The sequence below is a fragment of the Pedobacter sp. Leaf132 genome (assembly GCF_920984695.1).
Taxonomy (GTDB): Bacteria; Bacteroidota; Bacteroidia; order Sphingobacteriales; family Sphingobacteriaceae; genus Pedobacter.
On the sequence record NZ_CAKLBO010000004.1, the window covers coordinates 231665 to 255517 of the forward strand.

The following is a 23853-nucleotide window of genomic DNA, read 5'->3' on the forward strand; positions in this document are numbered from 1 at the left end:
ATTTGATACTCGACCTAAAGACAGCATTAAAATATATCATCCTGTTTTTAATAGGTGTAGGAGTTCTATATTTAGCTTTTAAAGGTCAGGATTTAGCCAGAATATGGCAGGAAATTAAAACTGCTAATATTTTTTGGATTTTCATTTCAGCTTTTACCGTGTGGATAGCTAATTTTTTAAGAGCACTTAGATGGCAAATGCTGTTTCAATCCATCGATTACAAGGTAACGTTAAAAAATGCTTATCACGGTGTAATGATTGGCTATCTTGCTAATCTTGCGCTACCAAGGTTCGGAGAAATCGGGAGATGTTCTATTATTAATAAAACCCATGGCGTTCCAATGTTTTCATCCATCGGAACCGTAATTACAGAAAGACTTTTTGATATTTTAGCTTTATTTCTAAGCGCATTAATTCTATTAATATTTCAGTATAATCTAATTTCCAATTTTCTTCACGAAAATATTTATCAGTCCATAGCAAACAAAATTTCCTCATTAAATTACTTTTGGATTATCGTAACTGCTTTAGCATTTATTCTTGTTGTAATTGTTCTGATATATTTTTTAAGACAAAAATTCAACACAAAATTTTTAAAAATTATTGTCGGCTTACGTCAAGGATTTAGTTCATACGGAAAACTTCAGCAAAAAGCATTATTTCTTTTTTATACGATAGCCATCTGGCTGTGTTACTTTGTTTCGATGTATACTTGCTTTTTTGCACTCGAAGAAACTTCAACACTACCGGTTAATGCTGCTTTTACGGCAATAGTATTTTCCGGTTTCGCAATGGTTGCTCCCGTTCAGGGTGGTATTGGTGTATTCCATTGGATGGTTGCACAATCTTTAGTGCTTTATAATTTGCCGTTTAAAGATGGCTTAGCTTATGCAACCATTATTCATTCATCACAATTGCTCTTAACACTTTTATTAGGAACCTTAAGTTTATTAGCGGTTTTTATGGTCAAGAGAAATACATCAAAAGAAAGATAATTATATTTTATCTGTTTCACAGCTTCTCCTCATAAATAATACTATGCAACCATAGTATTTTTGAACTATAAACCCTACATTTGAATTACTAACCTTTTATAGATAAATGTTATGCATTTCGAATTAAATGAAGAACAATTAATGATACAACAGGCTGCCCGCGATTTTGCGCAGCAAGAATTAAAGCCTGGAGTTATAGAACGAGATGAACACCAAAAATTCCCGACAGAACAAGTTAAAAAACTTGGTGAATTGGGTTTTTTAGGGATGATGGTTGATCCAAAATATAATGGAAGCGGTTTGGATGCAATTTCCTACGTTTTAGTAATGGAAGAGCTATCAAAAATCGATGCTTCTGCATCTGTTGTAGTTTCTGTTAATAATTCACTGGTTTGTTACGGCCTTGAAGCCTACGGTAGCGAAGAACAGAAAGAAAAATACCTTAAACCTTTAGCATCCGGAGAGAAAATCGGAGCATTTTGCCTTTCTGAACCTGAAGCCGGATCTGATGCAACTTCTCAGCGAACAACTGCAGAAGATAAAGGCGATTACTATTTGCTAAATGGAACTAAAAACTGGATTACCAATGGTGGCACCGCATCTACCTATTTAGTTGTTGCCCAAACCCATCCCGAGCTTAGGCATAAAGGCATTAACGCATTTATTGTAGAAAAAGGTGCCGAAGGATTTACAATTGGCCCTAAAGAAAATAAGCTGGGTATACGTGGCTCAGATACACATTCTTTAATGTTTAATGATGTTAAGGTGCCCAAAGAAAATAGAATTGGCGAAGATGGTTTCGGGTTTAAATTTGCCATGAAAACTTTAGAAGGCGGCAGAATCGGAATTGCTGCGCAAGCTTTAGGCATTGCACAGGGTGCATTCGAATTGGCAACTCAATATGCAAAAGAACGTAAATCTTTTGGCAAGCCGATTTCAGAACATCAGGCTATTGCCTTTAAACTTGCAGATATGGCTACACAAATTGAGGCTGCCCGATTATTGGTTTACAAAGCTGCGTGGCTCAAAGACCAGGGTTTACCATACACTCAAGCAGGTTCAATGGCAAAATTGTATGCTTCGAAAGTTGCTATGGATGTAACGGTAGAAGCCGTTCAGGTGCACGGCGGCTATGGCTTTGTGAAAGAATATCACGTAGAACGATTAATGCGTGACGCAAAAATTACTCAGATTTACGAAGGAACTTCTGAAATTCAGAAAATGGTAATTTCAAGAGAAGTGATTAGATAGCCTTAAGGGCAATGTAAAAGAAAATGTAGATTAATGCAAAATGAGTAATGTAAGATGGATAATGGAATTTCATTTGCCATCTTACATTTCCCCTCCTACATCTTCCCTCTTACATTTTCCATCCTCACCTATTCTTTCTCTCCTGCAATTGCACCGAATACTGCTTTAATCAACGCTACCACAATTGCTAAAAATGCTGCAGCAAAAAAACCAGTTGTATTAAAAGAAGTCATCATGCTGTCTACTAATAAAATCATTAGTACCGTTATAATGAAAGACATTAACCCAAGGGTAAGAAAATTAACCGGGAAGGTTAAAAGCCTTAAAATAAAACCGATGGTTGCATTTGCAAGTGCAATTAAAACTGCCGCTATAATTGCACTTCCGTAACCATCAACAGTTACGCCCGGAACAAGTTTTGCACCAATAAAAACCGCTAATCCCATTAAAAGGATTTCAATAATTAGTCTCATAAAGTTTAATTTAGTAAAATGTTAAAATCAATTAAATATTTGTTTTTTGCGTTGTTGGTTATAAATTTAACTTCTTGCACGAATACAAACAACAATATTGTCATTAAGTTTTCGCCAGATAGTAATTTAATTATCCTCAACAAAATAGATAAAAAAAGCATCTATCAGGTTAAAAACGATTTGAAACAAAATTTAGACTCATCAAATTTAGTTTCGGTGGTTTGCATACCAGGCGAATTAGATAGTTTACAAGATGAAGAAACTATTTCAGGTAAATTAACACTTGCAGGCGACTCCTTAATTTTTGCACCTGATAAGCCTTTTCTAAAAGGAAAATCATATTTAGTTGAAAGCTATCTCGGTACATCTTTTGCAGATAGAAACAAACTATTTAAAGGCACAATAAAACATAATCTTAAGCCCCAAACTCAATTGCTGAAAAGATGATTTAAGATGTAAAATACTGTATAAGAGTTTGATTATTTCCAAAATAGTTGTACATTTGCATCGTAATCGAAGAAAAGAGAAGGGGACCATGTCCCCTTTTTCTGTGAAATCAGGTTAAAATATGCAGGTAGAAAAGAGAGTTACAGCACTCATAGAGGAAAAAATTGCAGACAGGCCAGAACTATTTTTGGTTGAAGTGAAAATGTTGCCAAACAATAAATTAATTATCCATGTTGATGGCGACCAGGGCATAAGCATACAGGATTGTGTAGCCATTAGCAGGCATGTTGGTTTTCATCTCGAAGAAGAAAATACAATAGAGCAAGCTTACAATTTAGAAGTTTCATCTCCAGGTGTAGGCGAGCCATTAAAACTCATCCGCCAGTATAATAAAAACATTGGCCGTTCGGTTGGAATTAAACTTAAAGACGGACAAAAGAAAGAGGGTAAGCTTTTATCGGTTACAGAGAATGAATTACTGATTGAAGAATCGGTTAAACAAAAAGGCAAAAAAGCGGTTTCAGTAGAAACAACTGTTCCGTTTAATGATATAATAGAAACAAGTGTGTTAATTTCATTTAAGTAAAAATGAGTACTACAACAATTAATTTAATTGACTCTTTTCAGGAGTTTAAAGATTTCAAAAATATAGATCGCCCAACGGTGATTAGTGTGTTGGAAGAAGTTTTTCGTAGCATGTTACGTAAAAAATACGGAACAGACGAAAACTGTGACGTGATTGTGAATCCAGATAATGGGGATTTAGAAATCTGGAGAACGAGAAAGGTGATGGAGGATGGATTTTCTGAAGATGATGATTTAGAAATTGAACTTGCAGAAGTTTCTAAACTTGATAGTACTTTAGAGGTTGGTGATGACTACATTGAACAAATTACTTTAGAGAGTTTTGGTCGCAGAGCAATTTTAGCCGCTCGCCAAACATTAGTTTCTAAAGTTTTAGAATTAGAGAAAGACGAAATTTTCAAGAAATATAAAGATCGCGTTGGCGAAATTATTACAGGTGAGGTTTACCAGGTTTGGAAAAAAGAAACTTTAGTTTTGGATGATGAAGGCAACGAACTTTTGATGCCGAAAACTGAGCAAATTCCTGCAGATTATTTCAAAAAAGGAGATTCTGTAAGAGCAGTAATTTCTAAAGTAGAAATGATTAACGCTAACCCGAAAATTATCATTTCAAGAACAGCACCAGAATTTTTGCAACGTTTATTTGAGCAAGAAGTTCCGGAAATTTTTGATGGCTTAATTACCATCAAGAAAATTGTTCGCGAACCGGGAGAACGTGCTAAAGTGGCTGTAGAATCGTATGATGACCGTATTGACCCGGTTGGAGCATGCGTGGGCATGAAAGGTTCACGTATTCACGGTATCGTTCGCGAATTGAAAAACGAAAATATTGACGTGATTAATTTCACAAATAACATTTCATTATATATTACCCGTGCTTTAAGCCCGGCAAAAATTACCTCTATTAAATTAGATGATGAAACTAAACATGCATCGGTTTACTTAAAACCAGATCAGGTTTCATTGGCAATTGGCCGTGGCGGACACAACATTAAATTAGCCGGCAAATTAAGCGGTTATGAAATTGATGTTTATCGCGAAGCAGGTGAAGAAAGTGATGAAGACGTTGATTTAGAAGAATTCTCAGATGAGATTGATAGCTGGATCATCGATGAATTAAAGGCTATCGGTTGCGATACCGCTAAAAGTGTATTAGCACTTACAGTGGAAGATTTGGTAAAACGCACCGACTTAGAAGAAGAAACAATTAAGGAAGTGGTTCAGATTTTACAGTCAGAATTTGAATAAGTGGTGTAATTGCCAAATAAACACTACTTTTGTATTAAAATAAAAAATAACAGGAGCTAAATGTCAGACGACAAACCAATCATTTTAATTAAAGCTATTAAAGAACTTAATATAGGCATGGGTACGGCCGTAGAGTTTTTAAACAAAAAAGGGTTCTCAGCCGAGAAAAGCCCTATGTTTAAACTTTCGGGCGATATGTATGATGCCTTATTAAAAGAGTATCAGGGAGATAAGATCGTAAGAGAAGAAGCCAAACAAATAGTGATTGGTAAAATACGTCGTGACGAGCCTGAGACTGAAAAGCCAGCTGAAGCACCTAAAAAGAATACCGATTTCGAGAAAAATGAAGAGATTTTGATAAAAAATACTCAATCATTTGCACCTCCGGTAGAAAAGCCTAAAGCTGAGCCAGAGAAGGTTGAAGCACCTAAGGTGGAACAACCTGCAGCTAAAGAAACTGTTGCGGAAACGAAGCAGGAAGAAAAAGCAGAAGACGGAAGTTTGCCAGGTGTAAAAATTGTAGGGAAAATCAATTTAAATGATTTAAACTCAAAAACTCGCCCCGCTAAAAAAGAAGAGGCTCCGGTTGAAGCGCCAAAAGTTGAAACTGCTGCAAAGCCTGTTGTAGAAACTCCAAAGGTTGAAGAAAAACCAATTGAAGTTAAAAAAGAAGAAACACCAGTTGCACCGCCTGCACCTGTAGCGCCAACCGCTACGGTTACAGCGCCAGAGCCAGCTAAACCTGTTGAGCAGCCTAAAGCAGAAGAAAAACCTGCTGAAGTTAAGCCTGCCAGCAACGAGCCTGAAGTAATGAAAGCTCGTAGCGTAAAATTAACCGGTCCAAATATTATTGGTAAAATTGTTTTACCTACTACGCCCGATAGAAGAAACGGCCCAGTTGCATCATCTAGTGATAGCGAAGCCGCCAAACGTAAACGTAAGCGTAAAAAAACTCCTGGAGCTCCGGGTCAACCAGGTCAACATGGTGGTAATCCAGGGCAGCAAGGGCAAAACCCAGCTGGTCAGGGTGGTGCACCAGGACAACCGCGTCAACCTTACCAAGGTAACAGACCGGCCGGAACACCATATCAGGGTAACAGACCTGCCGGGCAAGGTGGAACTCCATATCAAGGAAACAGAAATAACAACAGACCAGGTTTTCAGAATAGAAATGCTACACCAAGCGGACCTAAAGAAGAACCTACTGAGAAAGAAATTCAAGATCAAATCAAGGCTACTCTTGCTCGTTTAAGCGGTGCGGGTAAGTCTGGTAAATTTGCTCAACGTGCTAAGTTACGTCGTCAAAAACGTGATGATGTTGCGTTTTCAGCAGAAGAAGCAGCAAATGAGCTTGAATCTCAATCAAAAATATTAAAAGTAACAGAATTTGTTACGGCAAATGAATTGGCGAGCATGATGGATGTTCCGGTAACAAAAATTATCGGTACTTGTATGAGCCTCGGCATGTTCGTATCAATTAACCAGCGTTTAGATGCTGAAACTTTAACCATTGTTGCGGATGAATTTGGTTACGAAATACAATTTGTTAAACCAGATGAAGACGAAGAAAATGTAATTGAAGAAGTTGATAACGAGGCAGACTTGATTGAAAGAGCGCCGGTTGTTACAATCATGGGGCACGTCGATCACGGTAAAACCTCATTGCTGGATTATATCCGTAAAGCAAATGTTGTAGCTGGTGAGGCAGGTGGTATTACCCAGCACATTGGTGCCTACATGGTAACTACTCCTTCAGGCAAAAAAGTAACCTTCTTAGATACACCTGGTCACGAAGCTTTTACGGCGATGCGTGCTCGTGGTGCGAAAGTTGCAGATATTGCAATTATTGTAGTTGCGGCGGATGACGCTGTGATGCCTCAAACTAAAGAAGCAATTAACCACGCACAAGCGGCTGGCGTTCCATTGGTTTTCGCTTTTACTAAAGTAGATAAACCTGGTGCTAATGCAGATAAAGTTCGTGAGCAATTATCAGTAATGAATATTTTAGTTGAAGATTGGGGTGGTAAATATCAATCACAAGAAATCTCAAGTAAAAGTGGTTTAAATGTTGATTTGCTTTTAGATAAAGTATTATTAGAAGCTGAATTATTAGAACTTAAAGCTAATCCTAACAAGAGAGCAACAGGTTCGGTTATTGAATCAGCATTAGATAAAGGCCGCGGTATTGTAACTACAGTGTTGGTACAAGCGGGTACTTTAAGAGTGGGTGACCCGATTTTAGCTGGTAGCTATAGCGGACGTGTAAAAGCATTAACTAATGAGCGTGGACAAAAAGTTGAGTCGGCTGGTCCATCTCAACCCGTACAGGTATTAGGTATGCAAGGAGCGCCTACTGCTGGCGATAGATTTAATGCACTTGAAAGTGAAACTGAAGCACGTGATATTGCAAACAAACGTATGCAATTACAGCGTGAGCAAGGTTTACGTACGCAGAAACATATTACACTTGATGAGATTGGCCGTCGTTTAGCGATTGGAAACTTTAAAGAGCTTAACATCATCGTTAAGGGTGATGTGGATGGTTCGATTGAGGCCTTAGCCGATTCATTATTGAAATTATCGACTGAACAGATTCAAATTAACATTATTAGTAAAGGTGTTGGTCAGATTTCAGAATCTGATGTATTGTTAGCTTCTGCTTCTGATGCGATTATTATTGGTTTCCAGGTTCGCCCATCAACTGGTGCACGTAAACTGGCAGAAGCTGAACAAATCGACATCCGTCTATATTCTATCATCTATGATGCAATCAACGAGATTAAATCTGCAATGGAAGGCATGTTAGACCCAGAATTTGAAGAGAAAATTGTGGCTAACGTAGAGATTCGTGAAACGTTTAAAATTACTAAAGTTGGTACTATTGCAGGTTGTATGGTATTGGATGGTAAGATTACACGTAACAGCAAAATCCGCATCGTTAGAGATGGAGTTGTAATTTACACTGGTGAACTTGCTTCATTAAAACGCTTTAAAGACGATGTTAAGGAAGTTAATAAAGGATATGAGTGTGGTTTAAACATTCAAAACTTTAACAATATCGAAGTTGGAGATATTGTAGAAGCTTACGAACAAGTAGAGGTTGCAAGAAAATTATAATTAGAATTTCTTATAAACAAAGAAGCCCCGAAAATTTCGGGGCTTCTTTGTTTATGGCTTTTTGGCAAGTTAACCTTCCAGCTCTCTATCTAAATGCTCCGTAACACGCTGAATTGTATTATCAATTGTGTTACTTAAAATGGTAATGTACGAACCTTTTTCAGCCGTATCAATCGCATCCTGAAGGCATGCAGTGCTTTTATTGTTTACTACAACTTCTTTATTAGGATCAACTTCTTTGATTCCTTGTAATAACAAATCAACCAATTCCTGCTGATCGCGGCCACGTAAATATTTCTCCTGGCACACATAAATTTTATCAAACATCTGGGCAGAAATTCTTGCAGTTTCTATAATGTCTTCATCTCTCCTATCTCCAGTACCTGAAATAATTCCAACATGTTTTGTTGCCTCAACAGATTGTAAATAAGCTTTTACACCATTAAAACCATCAGGATTATGTGCAAAATCAACTAAAACCTTAAAATCTTTAAAGTTGAAAACATTCATTCTGCCAGGCGTATGAGCTGCTGAAGGAATAAAAGTTTCTAGAGACAAACGAATATCTTCTGGTTTGTAACCCCACAAATAAGTAGCAAGTGTTGCTGCAAGAACATTTTGAATCATGAAATTAACGGAGCCACCAAAAGTTAATGGAATATGTGTTGCTTTATCCACACGCAGCTTCCAATCTCCGGTTTTAATGGTGATAAAACCATTTTCGTAAATTGCAGCTACGCCACCTTTACGGCAATGCTCTTTAATAACCGGATTATTTTCATCCATACTAAAGTAAGCTACGTTACAACGGGCATCCTTTGCAATACGTACACAGTAACCATTATCAGCATTTAAAACAGCCCAGCCTTTTCTTCTTACTGCGCCAATAACAACGGCTTTAACCCTTGTTAAATCATCAAGCGTATGAATATCAGAAAGGCCTAAATGATCTTCTTGTATGTTAGTAACAACGCCAATATCGCATGCATTAAAGCCTAAACCAGCTCTTAAAATACCACCTCGTGCAGTTTCGAGCACTGCAAATTCTACCGTTGGATCTTTTAAAATAAATTCTGCGCTGACTGGTCCGGTTGTGTCACCTTTCATCAGCATAGTATTATGTACATATACGCCATCAGAAGTGGTAAAGCCAACACGTTTACCATTGCTCCTTACAATATGTGCAATTAACCTCGTGGTTGTGGTTTTTCCATTAGTTCCGGTTACAGCAATAATCGGTATTTGAGACAATCGCCCTTGCGGATATAACATATCTACAACAGAAGCCGCAACGTTTCTTGGTAAGCCTTCGCTAGGCGCCAAATGCATTCTGAAACCTGGTGCGGCGTTTACCTCTAAAACGACACCCCCGTTCTCGGTAAGCGGTTGGGTTAAGTTCTGTGCCATGATATCAATACCGCAAATATCCAGTCCAATAACTCTTGATATTCTTTCGCAAATAAAGATATTCTGAGGATGAACAATATCAGTAACATCTATGGAGGTGCCTCCGGTACTTAAATTAGCCGTTGATTTTAGGTAAACAACTTCGCCCTTTTCAGGAATCGTTTCCAATGTATACTCTTTTTTAGCTAATAAATCCAGTGTATCTCTATCAACGCTAATTTCTGTTAATACATTTTCATGCCCGTAACCACGACGAGGATCTTCATTCTCCTTATCTATTAGTTCCTGAATAGTATGGATGCCATTTCCACGCACATGAGCTGGGTCGCGTTGAGCCGCCGCTACAACTTTATTATCAATTACGAGTACTCTAAAATCATATCCGGTAATAAACTTTTCTATGATAACTCTTCTTGAATATGTTTTTGCATATTCAAAAGCAGCCCTTGCAGCTTCTAAAGTTTTAACATTTATGGTGGCGCCTTTACCATGGTTACCATCCAGAGGTTTAAAAACTAATGGGAAACCCACTTTCTCCACAGATGCTTCTAAATCATCAGGATTTGAAATGGTAACGCCTTTCGCAACAGGAATAGCCGCCTCAGTAAGCAAGCGTTTGGTTTCTTCCTTATTACTGGCAATATCTACCGCAATGCTACTTGTTTTTTCAGTCATGGTAGCACGAAAACGAACTTGATTTTTACCATAACCTAATTGTACTAAAGAACTTTTATTTAATCTTATCCAGGGGATGCTTCTGCTCACCGCTTCTTGAACGATAGAGCCAGTACTTGGACCTAAAGCCTCCAATTCACGGATTTCTTTCATTCTTCGAATATCATGTTCTAAGTCATATTCCACATCATCAATTAAAGCCTGGGCAATATTAACAGCTGCCTCGGCAGCATAAACGCCTACCTTTTCTTCCAGATATGTGAATACAACATTATATATACCTTCGGTTTTTGTTTGGCGGGTTCTTCCAAAGCCAGTTTCCATACCAGCTATCGATTGAATTTCCAATGCAATATGTTCTATAACATGCCCCATCCACGTTCCTTCTTTCACACGGGTAAAAAAACCTCCCTCTACTCCTTTAGAGCAGCGATGGGTAAACATGCTTGGCAAAAGTTTTTCTATTCTATCACTAAATCCATCTATGGTATTGGTTGGCCTTTGCTCTAAATCCTCCAAATCTAAACGCATTTGGATTAGCTTTTTACGACTGATAGACCATATGTTTGGTCCTCTTAATACTTGTATATTTAATATCTTCATGTAAAGTTTTGTATTCGTTTAATAAGGCTTGGAATTGCCCTTTTCATTTATTAATTGAGCAGAATTTAGTGACTGTAAATTATACATTTATTTTCAATTAGTGATAATCAAATACCTAAATCAATTTAAAGTGTAATTGTTTTAATTTCAACCCGAAGAAAGCCGATTTAAAATAAAGTTTTTTGCACGTTTGTTAATAAAGTGAATATTATTGACAAAAAAAGTCGTGTTTTTTATCATAAGCTGATATATTTGAGTTTTTTGATAAATACTAATACACAAAGAATGGTTCCGAAAGGTAAACTTATCATCATAGGTGGGGCAATAAACACTGGTAGCTTTGCAGAAACGCAATTTGGACTGCCAGAAAACATGAATTTTTTTGAGCGTGGAATTTTAAAGAGAATTACCACAGAATCTGTTAAGGATGCAGAATCTCGATTTGAAATCATTACAACGGCATCCTTAATGCCAGAAAAAGTTGGTGAAGAATATATAAAGGCTTATGCTCAACTTGATGTTCATAATTTGGGCGTATTAAATATTGCTAACCGCGAAGATGCAAATGCTGAAGAAAATTGCGAAAGAATTAAAGCCGCTGATGTTATCATATTTACTGGTGGCGACCAACTAAGGCTATCATCAATATTCGGGGGAACAAAAATCCATCAAATTTTATTGGAGAAATATAAGAATGAAGCCGTAGTTATTGCCGGCACATCTGCTGGTGCTGCTGCAAGTTCTAAAAACATGATATATCAAGGCAGCAGCAAAGATGCCTTACTTAAAGGTGAAGTAAAAATAACAGGTGGTTTAGGTTTTATTGATGATGTTATTGTTGATACACATTTTGTACAACGCGGTAGAATTGGCCGTTTATTGTATGCAGCAGCTAGTAATCCTGGTATTTTAGGCATTGGTTTAGGTGAAGATACCGGTTTATTTATTTCTGATGGACATACCATGGAAGCCATCGGCTCTGGAATGGTAATTTTAGTTGATGGCAGAAACATGGCCGATACAAACTTAACTGATGTAGAGATGGGGCAACCAGTTTCGATAAAAAATATGGTGGTGCATGTTATGTGCGATGGTGATGTATATGATTTAACCGATCACAGCCTGGTGATTCACCATCCAAAAGTTATTCCTGTAGCATAGTTCAGCAAGCTTAAAGCAAAAAGGATAAAAAACCTTAATAACTATTAGTCTTATTATCTGATACTGACATCTTAATACTAATAGCTAGAAACTAACAAAATGAAACTAATTATTCATGGTGGCTTTTTTAGCGAGTCATCTACAAATTTAGAAACCAAAAAAGCGAAGCAAGATGCCCTTGCAGAAATTGTAACGCTTGGACACCAGTATTTAAAAAATCATACCGCTCTAGAAACTGTAGTTTACACTGTTGCACTTCTGGAAGATAATGAATTGTTTAATGCTGGCATTGGCTCACAAATACAAAGTGATGGTAAGGTTAGATTGAGTGCTGCACTAATGGATGGTAAAACTGAAAAGTTTAGCGGTGTTATCAATGTTGAAGATGTTAGGCATCCTGTTGAGTTATCTTTAAAATTAATGGATTACGATGATCGCGTTTTGAGTGGTGCAGGTGCGCAAAATTTTGCAAGAAAAAACGGCTTTGATTTTTTTAACCCGATTACAGCACAAAGACAGCAAGAATACCAAGCCAAATTAAATCAGCAAAACAATAAAGGTACGGTAGGTTGTGTGGCTTTGGATAAAGATGGAAATCTTGCAGCTGCTACATCAACCGGTGGTAAAGGTTTTGAAATTCCTTGCCGCGTAAGTGATTCTGCAACCGTTGCCGGAAACTATGCAAACCAATTTGCTGGTATATCTTGTACCGGTGTTGGCGAAGATATTGTTAGCGGTGCATTGGCCGCAAAGATTGTAACACGGGTAACAGATGGTTTTTCACTAAAAGATGCCGCTGATAAATCTTTCAAAGAATTAAAAGCTTTTAATGGCTTTGCAGGCGTTGTTGGAATAACCGCAGGGGGAGAAATTTACCACTGCGATTCTCACCCATACATGGTTTGGGCATCTTTCGATGTTAATTTACAGGTATTTAGCTAAAATCTAATTTAAAGTATTATTTTTGTTGCATGACTAAAATAGTTGTGGCTTTTTTAAGCCTCTTTGCATCCCTACAACTTAATGCTCAAAACATTGATAAATCTGATAATCAAGAACCAGGTATAGGCGGAAGTGCTATCAACATAGCTGTATCTAAATATGATTTGGCAGAAGGTAATAACTTTTTTGAAGATGCAGAGGATTTGGAACGCAAAGGCGATTTCAACGAAGCCCTAACGCTGTTTGGCAAAGCTGCATTTGAATTTAATGCCGTAAAAAATCTTAATCTTTACGTACAAGCGCTTACTAAAATGAGCAACATGCACTATTTATTAGGTCGTTTTGGCGATGCAGAGCAGATTCTGTTAAATGTTGTTTTAAAAAATTATTCGAAAATGGGAAGCCGTAGCGGGCAAATGAATACCTATAATTTACTTGGCAAGGTTTATCTGGCCAGTAATAAATATACTCAATCTATGTGGTTTTACACCCAGCAAGGCATTTTAGCTAAGCAATTAAGCAACAATAGCGCTTACGTAGAATCAGTTCTTGGCTTGGCTCAGGTAAAAATTAAAAAGAAAGACTATATTTTAGCAAGCAGAGACTTAAATCAGGCTGAACTCCTTTCGCGTTCGCTTAAAAACACATCATACAAATCTCAGATAAAAGACGCCCGAGAAGTCATCGCTTCTAAAACATCTGCAAAGAAATAACCAATATCTTCCATCCTCATCAAAACAATTTTAACACTATTTAACATAGTGATAATCTTGATGTAAATTTCATACATTAAACCAAGCTAATTCTTCATTTCAAAACAAAAGGCGTACATTATCGTTGTTTTAGTGGATTGAAAAATAAAAAGCTTTTGGTTAGATTTGGTACATTTTAAAAACAGACGGAAATAATACTTCCGCTTTTTTGTTTATTTGATAAAATGGTATCATATTGGCTATATAAAATTTGAAATGGATTTTAAATTATTTAAAGAGATGTTGAAGAGAATATTTTTTGTACTATTTACGGCGGCAGTTCTCGCTTGTCAAGCGGCTCCGAAACCCCAACCTATGGTTGAAGGTGTAGTAAATGTTAAGCCAGACGAGCAACAACAGCTTGTAATTAGAGAGGTGGTTAATTTAATTGAGAGTTACAACTATAAAAAACTCGAAATTAACGATTCAATATCGTCTATTATTTTAGATAGATATATAAAATCTTTAGATCAAGGTAAAAACTATTTTATAGCTTCTGATATTAAGGAGTTTGAAAAATACAGATACAAGCTTGATGACGATTTCAAAAATGGCGATTTAAGTGGCCCTTTTTACATCTATAATGTTTATGCTAAACGTTTAAATGAGTATTTCACATATTCATTGGCTCAAATCAAAAACAAATACGATTTTAATCAAACAGATTCATACGTTTACGATAGAGAGAAAATGCCATGGGCAAAATCCATTGCATCACTTAATGATACCTGGAAAAAACGTGTTAAGTATGAGTTAATTAACTTGAATTTAGCAGGTACAACCGGACCAAAAAGTATTGAAACTTTAACCAAGCGTTATCAAAATCTTCAATCTCAAACGTCTAAAACCAATAATCAGGATGTTTTCCAGATATTGATGGACTCATTTACTGAATCTATTGACCCGCATACCAATTATTTCAACCCTGTTAATGCTATTGCTTTTAACGAAGACATGTCGCGTTCATTTGAAGGTATTGGCGCTCGTTTACAATTAGAAAACGAAGTGGTTAAAATTTCGGAAATTATCGCCGGCGGACCAGCTTTTAAGGACAAACAATTAAGTCCGGGTGATAAAATTATTGCTGTTGCGCAAGGCGATGGAGAATTTGTAGATGTTGTAGGCTGGAGATTAGATGCTACTGTTGCAAAAATTAAAGGCGCTAAAGGCACAAAAGTTCGCTTAAAAGTGATTCCATCCGGAAAAGAGATGTCTTCGAAACCAGTTATCATTTCATTAATTCGAGATAAAATTGTTCTGGAAGAAACATCGGCGAAGAAAAAAGTTAAAACCATAACACAAAATGGCAAAGAATATAAAATGGGTATAATTTCATTACCTGCATTTTATGCCGATTTTAAAGCTGCTAATGCAGGTGATAAAAACTATAAAAGCACAACCCGTGATGTTAGGAAATTAATTGATTCGCTAAAAACTTTTGATAAGGTTGATGCAATTGTAATGGATTTACGCGGTAACGGCGGTGGCTCTTTAATTGAGGCTATTTCATTAACGGGTTTATTTATTGATAAAGGGCCGGTTGTACAGGTTAAAGATTTACGCGGCAAAATTGAGATTAATGAGGATGAAGCGCCGGGTGTTGCCTGGGATGGACCGCTTGGAGTGATGGTAGATAGATTAAGTGCATCTGCATCTGAAATTTTTGCCGGAGCGATTCAGGATTATGGCCGTGGTATTATTATGGGAAGCCAAACCTATGGCAAAGGAACTGTGCAATCATCAATCGATTTAAACAAATTGGTTAACCCAAGTATGTTGCAAAGAATTGCCGGCATTATCACTAAAAACAAAACAACTGGCACAGCACCTTCTGGCGCTGCAGCAGCAACAGCAGCAGATATTAACCTTGGTCAGATTAATTTAACAATGGCTAAATTTTACCGTGTAGCCGGAAGCAGCACACAACATAAAGGCGTTGTACCTGATGTAACTTTCCCATCGCTTTATCCAATGGATAAAATTGGTGAAGATACTGAGCCGTCTGCATTGCCATGGGATGTAATTCCAAAATCAAACTTTAAATCTGTAGCAAATTTAACGGCAGTTAAGCCTAATCTGATTAAAAATAGCGAACAACGTGTTTCTAATTCATTAGATTTTAAATATCTGAAGGAAGACATTGCCGAAATGAAAAAACGTGATGCAGAAACTTCGGTTACGTTAAACGAGGCAAAACTTAAATCGGAGCGTGACGCACAGGAGACTAAATCTTTGGCTCGTGCAAACGAGTTGAGAACAGCAAGAGGTTTACCTGCATTAAAGAAAGGTGAAAAAGTTACCAAACAGGATGCTTTTGACTTCATTGAGGATGAATCGTTGCATGTTATGGGTGATTTTATGCAACAGTCGGGTAGTTACGTTATGAATTTAGGATTAGGTTCTTCGCCGAAGTTTTAATAATATTTAATTAAGAAAAACCCGATAGTGAAATAAGCTATCGGGTTTTTTTATGCAATTAGCTTTTTGATGCAGCAACCTTTGTAAATAAACAGGATGGTAGCGGTATACTTTTTTGCTTCTGAAGGCCAGAGTTATGAAACTTTATGATACAATACAGCCCAAAACTTTGTAAGGTTTTGGTAAAGCAAAAAAGATTTAGCGAACAGCCTGACTGGTTTAACCGAATACTAACTGCTTTTGCTTTTCATATAATATTATTTTTTTGCGTTATTTGCCTGAGTTTGTTGCATTGCCATCATTTGCTTCATGGTATTGTTCATTCCCTCAGTACTGCCATCAAGGAAAATAACATTGCCTTCGCTGTACTCTGCAAATTGTTTAATGGCTTCAGTCCACATAGTGAATAAAATTACCGAAGTATCTAAATTAGCTTGTTGCATTTCGTGGGCAGCATTTGTCATACCTTTTGCAACCTCTTCTCTAAATAATGCAATACCCTGACCACGAAGTTGAGCGGCCTCACGCTCGGCAGTAGCAGCGATTTTTATGGCATTACCATCGGCTTCAGCGCCTTTTGTTTTCGTAATTAATAACGCTTGTCCTTCGTTTTCTGCGGCTGCTTTTAAGTTATTTGAAGCTACAACACGACTCATTGAGCGCATAATTTCTTCATCGAAAGTAATATCGTTTAACTGTAAATCTTGCAAGTGATAACCCCAACCATCTAAAACCTGGTCGATTTGCTCTTTAACATGTAGCACAATTTCATTTCTTTGTGCCAATACATTTGCCTGCTTTTGGGTGGCAACATAAGCCCGGATAGAACCTTCAATTGTTCTGATTAATGCCTGCATTAGGTTGGTCGCATCAACAAATTTAAAAGCTACATTTTTTATGGTTTCTTCATCCTGATTTATAACCGAATAAAGCAACATGGCTTTAAAATACACATTAGCCTGATCTTGAGTAACCGCCTGAAATGACAGTTCTACAGAACGATTCTGGATGGAAATACGTGAATAAATTTGCTCGATTAATGGTATTTTAAAATTTAAACCCGGACGAAGCAAACGTTGGTATTTACCAAAAACAGTTACCACTGCTATAGTACCTTGCTTTACCGTAACAAAAGAGCTTAATAGAATGATAACACCAATAAAAATGAGAATGTAGATTGTATATTGCATAACTAGATTTTTTTATGAAGTTAGAAAAAATTTAATATAAACTACCTGCTGCATTTTGTAGCTTTACTTAACTAACTTTTTAAAAACGTATGAAAAAACAATTAATTCTGCCTGCAGCTGTGTTGTTAATGTTAGCTGCTTGCCAAAATGACAAAAGCCATCAGGCAAATGAGGCTGACCAAAGAACTGTATTTTTTGATACAGCCGGTATGGATACAACCGTAAAACCTGGTGATAACTTTTTCCTTTATGCGAATGGAAAATGGCTTAAAGAAACCGAAATTCCAAAAACCGAAACTGGTTGGGGCTCTTTTTATACTTTGTATAATGATAACCTTAAAAACCTAAAAACCATATTAGAGCAGGCTGCCAAAGGAAATGCAACCAAAGGTACTGCAGAACAAAAAGTTGGCGATTTTTACGCTAGCGGAATGGACTCAATTACTATCGAAAAACTAGGTATTGAGCCAATAAAACCACTTTTATCTCGTATCGATGCGATTAAAGATGGCAAAGATTTAATCAACTTTGTCGCCGATGGCTACAAAAATGCAGAGGGAGATTTACTCGGCTTCGGCGTTGAACCTGATGATAAAATTAGTAATAAAAATGCGTTGGTATTTTCGCAAACCGGCCTTAATTTACCCGAGAGAAGTTATTATTTAGACCAGGATGATAAGGCAAAAAAGATAAGAACACAATACTTGGCATACATTTCTAAAATTTTTGCGCTTGCTGGTGATTCTACAAACAGTAAAAAATATGCTGACGATATTCTTAAGCTTGAAACAACGATTGCACAATCGCACTCTACGCCTGTTGAGTTGAGAGATCCGGTAAAGAACTATAATAAATTTGCTGTTGCAGATTTTCAAAAACAAGTGCCGGACATTGATTTTAAAAGTGTTTTAAGCAAATTGGGTACAAGTGTAGATACGATAATTGTACGCCAACCCAAATATTATAAAACATTGGCGGCTTTAATAAAAACACAACCAATAGCCGTTTGGAAAGAAAAATTAAAGTTTGATGCTTTAAACAGTAAAGCCTATGCCCTGCCTCAAAAGTTTAGAGATGCCAGGTTTGAATTTTTCGATAAAACATTAGCTGGCCGCCAATCGCAAAAAGAGCGCTGGAAATCGATGGTAAATAATACTGATAATAATTTAGGCGATTTATTGGGTCAGTTATATGCGGAGCAATATTTTAAACCAGAAGCTAAAAAGAGAATGCTTGAGCTGGTTAATAATTTGCAAAAAGTGTATGAGGATAGAATAAAAAAACTAGATTGGATGAGTGCTGAAACCAAGAAAAAAGCACTGGAAAAATTAAATGCCTTTGTAAAGAAAATCGGTTATACTGATAAATGGAAAAAATACGATGATGTGGAGATAGCTAAAAATACATTTTTTGCTAACCTTCAATCGGCTGAAAAAAATCAGTATAAAGAAATGATTAATAAGCTTGGTAAACCAGTTGATAAAAGTGAATGGTTTATGACGCCGCCAACGGTAAACGCATATTATAATCCTGCCTACAATGAGATTGTTTTCCCTGCCGGAATTTTACAATTTCCATTTTTTGCATTTAATGCTGATGATGCCATTAATTATGGAGCGATTGGCGCTGTAATTGGTCACGAAATGACTCATGGATTTGATGACCAGGGCAGACAATACGATGCCACCGGAAATTTAAAAGAATGGTGGACAAAAGAAGATGCTGCCAAATTTAAAACCAAAGCGGATAAAGTTGGTGCATTCTACAGTAATTTTGCTTTGTTAGATAATCAACATGTTAATGGTGCCTTAACAATGGGCGAAAACCTGGCAGATTTAGGCGGTTTAAATATTGCTTATGATGCGTTTAAATTAACTAAACAAGGAAAAGAAACTGATAAAATTGATGGCTTTACTCCAGATCAACGTTTCTTTTTAAGTTTTGCTCAGGTTTGGAGAATCAAGAATCGCGATGAAACAATGCGTGTGCGTTTAAAAACCGATCCACATAGCCCGGAAATGTTCAGAGTAAATGGCCCAGTTTATAATATGGAAGCATTTTATAAAGCATTTAATGTACCGGCAACAGCAAAAATGTACATTGCGCCTGAGAATAGATTAGGCGTTTGGTAATCTTTAATAACAAGTAAATAGATTTTTACGTTAGCCACAGATTTTTCGGATTAATCATCTGTGAGATCTGTGGCTTTTATTTTTAACATATTTAACGAAGTTTAAAACAAAACGAAACCATTATTGTATTATACTCTGATAAATTTTAACATATGAATGTAAAACGCACTTTTGGAACAATATTAACCATATTAGGTGTTATTGGATTAATTTATGCAGGTTATGGTTTTGTACAACACAGCCAAGATACACGCGGACTGATGGTTTACGGTATAATTGGTTTGATTTTCTTTGTATCAGGTATTGGCCTGGTTAAGAATACTAAAGATGAAAGTTAAACTTCATTAACTCCTATAATTTGTTTTGAGAATGCGATCATATTCGTATTTTTGCATTCTCAAAATCATCCCAAAATTTATTTAAAACTCTAAATTATGGGACAAGATATGCGATATCAACTTATAGGTGATACAATTCGTACGAGACGAGTTGAATTAAAAATTACTCAAGAAAAAATGGCTGGCCTGCTTAACATTGCTACCGCCACCTACTCTAAAAACGAAAAGCAAGCAAAAGATATACCTCTAGAAAGACTCTTCCATATTGCTTTAATCTTAAACTTATCTGCTGAAGAAATACTAATACAAAAATAATCTACTTATTTTTTCTTTTGCTTTTGATAATCAGATATTGGCTATAGGCTACAACCGAACCTGCAAGAATAATTATACCAGCAGATAATAAGTTTTTAGGATTTTGGTTGATGTAAAATCCAGCAGCAAAAACTAAAATTACTGCGCTTATGCAAATTATATAATGTACGTAAATTAAATTTTTCATTAACAAATGGTCTTAATTATAGGGAGGTTAAGCAAACTTTAATCTTTTAAGCTTATTTTATTGTTTTCAAATTTTAATTGATGACCATTAAAATCAATATCCGTTAGCTCTTTAATTTTCTTAAATGCAGTATAATTTTCATCAAGCGTTAAACCGTTAATTTTATCTTGCTTAACCGAAATCATATTTGCAAATAAGAAATCGCCTCTGCTATTAATTTTAAGCTTCAAAAGAGGTGCAAAACCATTTGAACCTTTAAGGCTAAACATGCCATAAGTACAAAAGTTACCTAAACTGTATGCTATAAATTTATTTTTATACACTTCTACAGCTCGGCTTACATGCGGCCCATGACCCAAAACCACATCAGCACCGGCATCAATTACAGCATGCGCAAATGCGTAAACATTTCCACGATTTTCATTGTAAAAAATTTCGTTTTTTCGTGTTACGTGTTCAAACCTTGCACCTTCTCCTCCACCATGAAAAGAAACGATTACAATATCAGCAATTGCTTTAAGCCTTGCAACCAGCGCTTTAGCACTATCAATTTTATTTATTGATACGGTATTTTCGTTTGGAGCAAAGGCACAAAAGGCATATTTAACACTATCTTTTTCAAAAACATCAAAAGGTTTATTTAGCTGGCCGGCATAATGAATTTGGAGTGAATCTAAAATTCTTGCGGTATTTTTACGGCCTTTTGCATCAAAATCACCTACATGGTTATTGGCAATACTTAAAACATTAAAACCTGCCTTTTTGTAGATGCCTGCATAACGCTCGGGCATTCTGAAAGCGTAACAATTGTTTGGATTAATGCCATTACATTTTGTAGAATTTCCAGAATTTAGAAAGCATCCTTCTAAATTTCCAAAAACGATGTCGCCTTTTAAAAGACTGTCAACCGCCTTAAAGCTACCTACAGCATCATCGGGTGGAAGATTAACTTTGGATGGAAATGCCGAACCAAGCATAATATCGCCAACTGCAGTTATGGTAATTGTATCCTTTATTTTTCTGGCAACAGTATCTGCTTTGTTGATAGGTAGGGTTTGAGCATTATTGCTCGTACAACTGATTATTGCTATTAAAATGAGGAATGATAGAATTATGCTAGCGGTTAATTTCATTAAGTAGTCAATTAAAGTTATGTGCTTCCAATAAATACCTATCGCTTTAAGATTCTGAAATAAATTTAGAATGACGACTATAGTTGAACGGGTATGTATAAAAAAATCCTCCAAAATTGCTTTTGGAGGATTGTATATATTTATTTTAAGTCGTAATTCTACAATCTTAAATTTATTTATTCTACTGTAAAATCTTTCTTAAACGACTCTAAAATACGGCCACCTTTATAAAAATAACGGCTGTAATAAGGCTCATTTAAATTGCTGATAACTACCCCACGAGAACTTGATGCGTGAGCAAATCTGTTATCTCCTAAATAAATACCGATGTGAGAAATGCTTCTGCTTTTTATTTTGAAGAAAACTAAATCGCCTTCTCTTAAATCTTCTTTAGATAATGGATCAACCATGCTAAAAATATCTCTTGAATTTCTTCTGATGGTTGTGTTGAAAACTTTATCGTAAATAGCTTTGGTAAAAGCTGAACAATCGATGCCTCTTTTGGTATTTCCACCGAAACTGTAAGGCGTTCCAATCCATTCGTAAACGAATTTGTATAATTTTAAATTAGATGTTGCATCTACAGCTACACCCATAACCTGAGAAAAATACTGAGAAGCCAGGTTATCTGGGTCATTTAATTCTTTGCCTGTTTCTTTTGTTTTTGTTTGCGCAAATGCGGCGGAGAGCGTGCAAATAGCGATTAGAGATGAAAACAAAAATTTTTTAATCATGTTATACAGTTATGTTTGGGTACTTCACTTACACATTAACGTACACCAGCTAGGGCTTATTGTCTGAGTTTCAAAATTATTAATTAAACAAATGTTATCCAAATGTTTGTTGTTAAAAACCTAAAGTTATTAACATTTTTTCTTTTTTGGAAGATGCTTTGATAGGAATATAGCTATAGGTTTTGTGATTTATCACCAGTATTTATTTCGAAGAAAAACTCAAAAATTGTTTTCGCACACATATTTAGTTATGATATTTTGTAATCATTAAAGGCTTAATGTTAATTTCTAAAACAATGGTTTAAACGATAACCAAATTATACAAGATGTAAAATGGTATTTATTAGAACAGGCTCAAATTAAATAAGCCCGACAGCAGCAATTATACTTTTTTGATGCAATTCCTAAAAATCAGCAGAAAATTTCGATAAAAAAGATAATGCGAATGGCGGGACTGATGTAACCGATTTACTACTTCAATTGCCTTTCTAAAAATCTTTATATTATGAATAATTTGCCTTTTGCAGAATTAAATTTTACTTGTATTTAAAATCAATATCTTGAAAAATTGCAAAGTTAAACTTCTATAAAATCGGCTACTTAGTGTAAATGCCAGAGATTTGATTTATTTAATTGTAAAACAACTATTAAGTGATATTTTAACCCTATTATTATGATGTTTTTACAATAGAAAGTGACAAAAATTACAATAAAAAAATTAGATTTGCTGTCGCAAAAAACAAATAACCTTAAAATGAGTGCAGTAGAAATAAATAAAGATACCTGGTTGAAGTGGTTCGAGTCGATGTTGCTTATGCGCAAATTCGAAGAAAAAACTGGCCAGTTATACGGACAACAAAAAATTCGTGGCTTTTGTCATTTATACATTGGACAAGAAGCTGTAGTTGCAGGAGCAATTTCTGCAATGCAAAAAGGCGATTCGATGATTACTACTTACCGTGATCATGCTCATGCATTAGCTTTAGGCGTAAGTGCCGATAGTATTATGGCTGAAATGTATGGTAAAGCTACTGGTTGCTCTAAAGGTAAAGGTGGTTCTATGCACATGTTTAGCAAAGAGCATAACTTTTATGGTGGCCATGCAATTGTTGGAGGTCAAATTCCACTAGGTGCTGGTGTTGCTTTTGCAGAAAAATATAAAGGAACAGACAACGTAAATATTTGTTATATGGGCGATGGTGCGGTGCGCCAGGGTGCATTAAACGAAACTTTTAACATGGCTATGTTGTGGAAATTGCCTGTTGTTTTTGTTTGCGAAAACAACGGTTATGCAATGGGTACGTCGGTACAACGCACAACAAACATGACAGATATTTACAAAATAGGTTTAGGTTTTGATATGCCTTGCGCTCCTGTTGATGGTATGGACCCTGTTGCTGTACACAATGCAATGGATGAGGCCATTCAACGTGCCCGTAAAGGTGAAGGACCAACTTTCTTAGAAATGAGAACTTACCGTTACCGAGGTCACTCTATGTCTGACCCTGCTAAATACCGCTCTAAAGAAGAATTAGAAGATTATAAGGCAAAAGATCCGGTTGAGCATGCAAGAGAAACTATTCTTAAAGAGAAGTATGCTGATGAAAAATGGATTGAAGAAGTAGAATCTAAAGTTAAAGCTACGGTAGACCAGGCTGTGAAATTTGCAGAAGAATCTCCTTGGCCAGATGCATCTGAATTGTACAAAGATGTATACATGACTGAGAACTACCCTTACGTAATGGACTAA

20 protein-coding genes are annotated in these 23853 nt (G+C 36.2%); 14 read left to right on the forward strand and 6 right to left on the reverse strand.

Features of this window, described 5'->3' with window-relative positions; genetic code table 11:
- Positions 1–2: 2 nt before the first annotated feature.
- Together LUA86_RS10240 and LUA86_RS10245 are read left to right on the forward strand one after the other, a co-directional pair.
- Positions 3–995, forward strand: a complete 993-nt coding sequence (locus LUA86_RS10240) for a lysylphosphatidylglycerol synthase transmembrane domain-containing protein (protein ID WP_231460530.1) — start codon at positions 3–5, stop codon at positions 993–995.
- Positions 996–1106: 111 nt separating this feature from the next.
- Positions 1107–2246 (forward strand): acyl-CoA dehydrogenase, encoded by a 1140-nt coding sequence (locus LUA86_RS10245; RefSeq protein ID WP_231460531.1) that lies wholly within the window; start codon positions 1107–1109, stop codon positions 2244–2246.
- Positions 2247–2374: 128 nt separating this feature from the next.
- On the opposite strand, the gene LUA86_RS10250 is transcribed toward LUA86_RS10245, so the two are convergent.
- Positions 2375–2719 (reverse strand): phage holin family protein, encoded by a 345-nt coding sequence (locus LUA86_RS10250; protein ID WP_231460532.1) that lies wholly within the window; start codon positions 2717–2719, stop codon positions 2375–2377.
- Between the two features lie 18 nt (positions 2720–2737).
- On the opposite strand from LUA86_RS10250, the gene LUA86_RS10255 reads away from it, so the two are divergent.
- The 4 genes from LUA86_RS10255 (at position 2738) to infB (ending at position 8116) form a co-directional block, all read left to right on the forward strand.
- Complete coding sequence (locus tag LUA86_RS10255; protein WP_231460533.1) at positions 2738–3166, forward strand: hypothetical protein; 429 nt, start codon at positions 2738–2740, stop codon at positions 3164–3166.
- A gap of 121 nt (positions 3167–3287) precedes the next feature.
- Complete coding sequence (gene rimP, locus LUA86_RS10260) at positions 3288–3752, forward strand: ribosome assembly cofactor RimP (RefSeq protein ID WP_231460534.1); 465 nt, start codon at positions 3288–3290, stop codon at positions 3750–3752.
- Between the two features lie 2 nt (positions 3753–3754).
- Complete coding sequence (gene nusA, locus LUA86_RS10265; protein WP_231460535.1) at positions 3755–4999, forward strand: transcription termination factor NusA; 1245 nt, start codon at positions 3755–3757, stop codon at positions 4997–4999.
- 60 nt (positions 5000–5059) lie between these two features.
- Positions 5060–8116 carry a translation initiation factor IF-2 gene (gene infB / locus LUA86_RS10270; protein ID WP_231460536.1) on the forward strand — a complete coding sequence of 1019 codons (3057 nt, stop codon included), beginning with the start codon at positions 5060–5062 and terminating at the stop codon, positions 8114–8116.
- 69 nt (positions 8117–8185) lie between these two features.
- On the opposite strand, the gene cphA is transcribed toward infB, so the two are convergent.
- On the reverse strand, positions 8186–10801 hold the full coding sequence (cphA, locus tag LUA86_RS10275; RefSeq protein ID WP_231460537.1) for a cyanophycin synthetase: 2616 nt from the start codon (positions 10799–10801) through the stop codon (positions 8186–8188).
- A 261-nt stretch (positions 10802–11062) separates the two neighbouring features.
- Between cphA and LUA86_RS10280 the strand changes: the two genes are divergently transcribed.
- The 4 genes from LUA86_RS10280 to LUA86_RS10295 all read left to right on the forward strand — a co-directional run bounded on the left by LUA86_RS10280 (position 11063) and on the right by LUA86_RS10295 (position 16074).
- The gene (locus LUA86_RS10280; protein WP_231460538.1) at positions 11063–11962 is read left to right on the forward strand and encodes a cyanophycinase; all 900 of its coding nucleotides are present in this window, start codon (positions 11063–11065) and stop codon (positions 11960–11962) included.
- 99 nt (positions 11963–12061) lie between these two features.
- Entirely contained in the window at positions 12062–12904 is an 843-nt protein-coding gene (locus LUA86_RS10285) for an isoaspartyl peptidase/L-asparaginase (RefSeq protein ID WP_231460539.1), read from the forward strand.
- A gap of 29 nt (positions 12905–12933) precedes the next feature.
- Positions 12934–13617, forward strand: a complete 684-nt coding sequence (locus LUA86_RS10290) for a hypothetical protein (protein WP_231460540.1) — start codon at positions 12934–12936, stop codon at positions 13615–13617.
- Positions 13618–13872: 255 nt separating this feature from the next.
- Positions 13873–16074 (forward strand): carboxy terminal-processing peptidase, encoded by a 2202-nt coding sequence (locus LUA86_RS10295; protein ID WP_231460541.1) that lies wholly within the window; start codon positions 13873–13875, stop codon positions 16072–16074.
- A gap of 257 nt (positions 16075–16331) precedes the next feature.
- On the opposite strand, the gene LUA86_RS10300 is transcribed toward LUA86_RS10295, so the two are convergent.
- Positions 16332–17264, reverse strand: coding sequence for an SPFH domain-containing protein (locus tag LUA86_RS10300; protein ID WP_231460542.1), 933 nt, complete (start codon positions 17262–17264; stop codon positions 16332–16334).
- A gap of 89 nt (positions 17265–17353) precedes the next feature.
- On the opposite strand from LUA86_RS10300, the gene LUA86_RS10305 reads away from it, so the two are divergent.
- From LUA86_RS10305 to LUA86_RS10315, 3 genes are all read left to right on the forward strand, one after another.
- Positions 17354–19396 carry a M13 family metallopeptidase gene (locus tag LUA86_RS10305; protein ID WP_231460543.1) on the forward strand — a complete coding sequence of 681 codons (2043 nt, stop codon included), beginning with the start codon at positions 17354–17356 and terminating at the stop codon, positions 19394–19396.
- 152 nt (positions 19397–19548) lie between these two features.
- Positions 19549–19734, forward strand: a complete 186-nt coding sequence (locus tag LUA86_RS10310) for a hypothetical protein (RefSeq protein WP_231460544.1) — start codon at positions 19549–19551, stop codon at positions 19732–19734.
- A 96-nt stretch (positions 19735–19830) separates the two neighbouring features.
- Positions 19831–20049, forward strand: coding sequence for a helix-turn-helix domain-containing protein (locus LUA86_RS10315; protein ID WP_231460545.1), 219 nt, complete (start codon positions 19831–19833; stop codon positions 20047–20049).
- A gap of 1 nt (position 20050) precedes the next feature.
- Here the strand turns inward: LUA86_RS10315 and LUA86_RS10320 are convergent, their stop codons facing one another.
- The 3 genes from LUA86_RS10320 to LUA86_RS10330 all read right to left on the reverse strand — a co-directional run bounded on the left by LUA86_RS10320 (position 20051) and on the right by LUA86_RS10330 (position 22103).
- Positions 20051–20236, reverse strand: a complete 186-nt coding sequence (locus tag LUA86_RS10320) for a hypothetical protein (RefSeq protein ID WP_231460546.1) — start codon at positions 20234–20236, stop codon at positions 20051–20053.
- Positions 20237–20274: 38 nt separating this feature from the next.
- Positions 20275–21369, reverse strand: coding sequence for a CapA family protein (locus LUA86_RS10325; RefSeq protein ID WP_231460547.1), 1095 nt, complete (start codon positions 21367–21369; stop codon positions 20275–20277).
- 176 nt (positions 21370–21545) lie between these two features.
- Positions 21546–22103 carry a C40 family peptidase gene (locus tag LUA86_RS10330; RefSeq protein WP_231460548.1) on the reverse strand — a complete coding sequence of 186 codons (558 nt, stop codon included), beginning with the start codon at positions 22101–22103 and terminating at the stop codon, positions 21546–21548.
- A 754-nt stretch (positions 22104–22857) separates the two neighbouring features.
- Between LUA86_RS10330 and pdhA the strand changes: the two genes are divergently transcribed.
- Positions 22858–23853, forward strand: coding sequence for a pyruvate dehydrogenase (acetyl-transferring) E1 component subunit alpha (gene pdhA, locus LUA86_RS10335; RefSeq protein WP_231460549.1), 996 nt, complete (start codon positions 22858–22860; stop codon positions 23851–23853).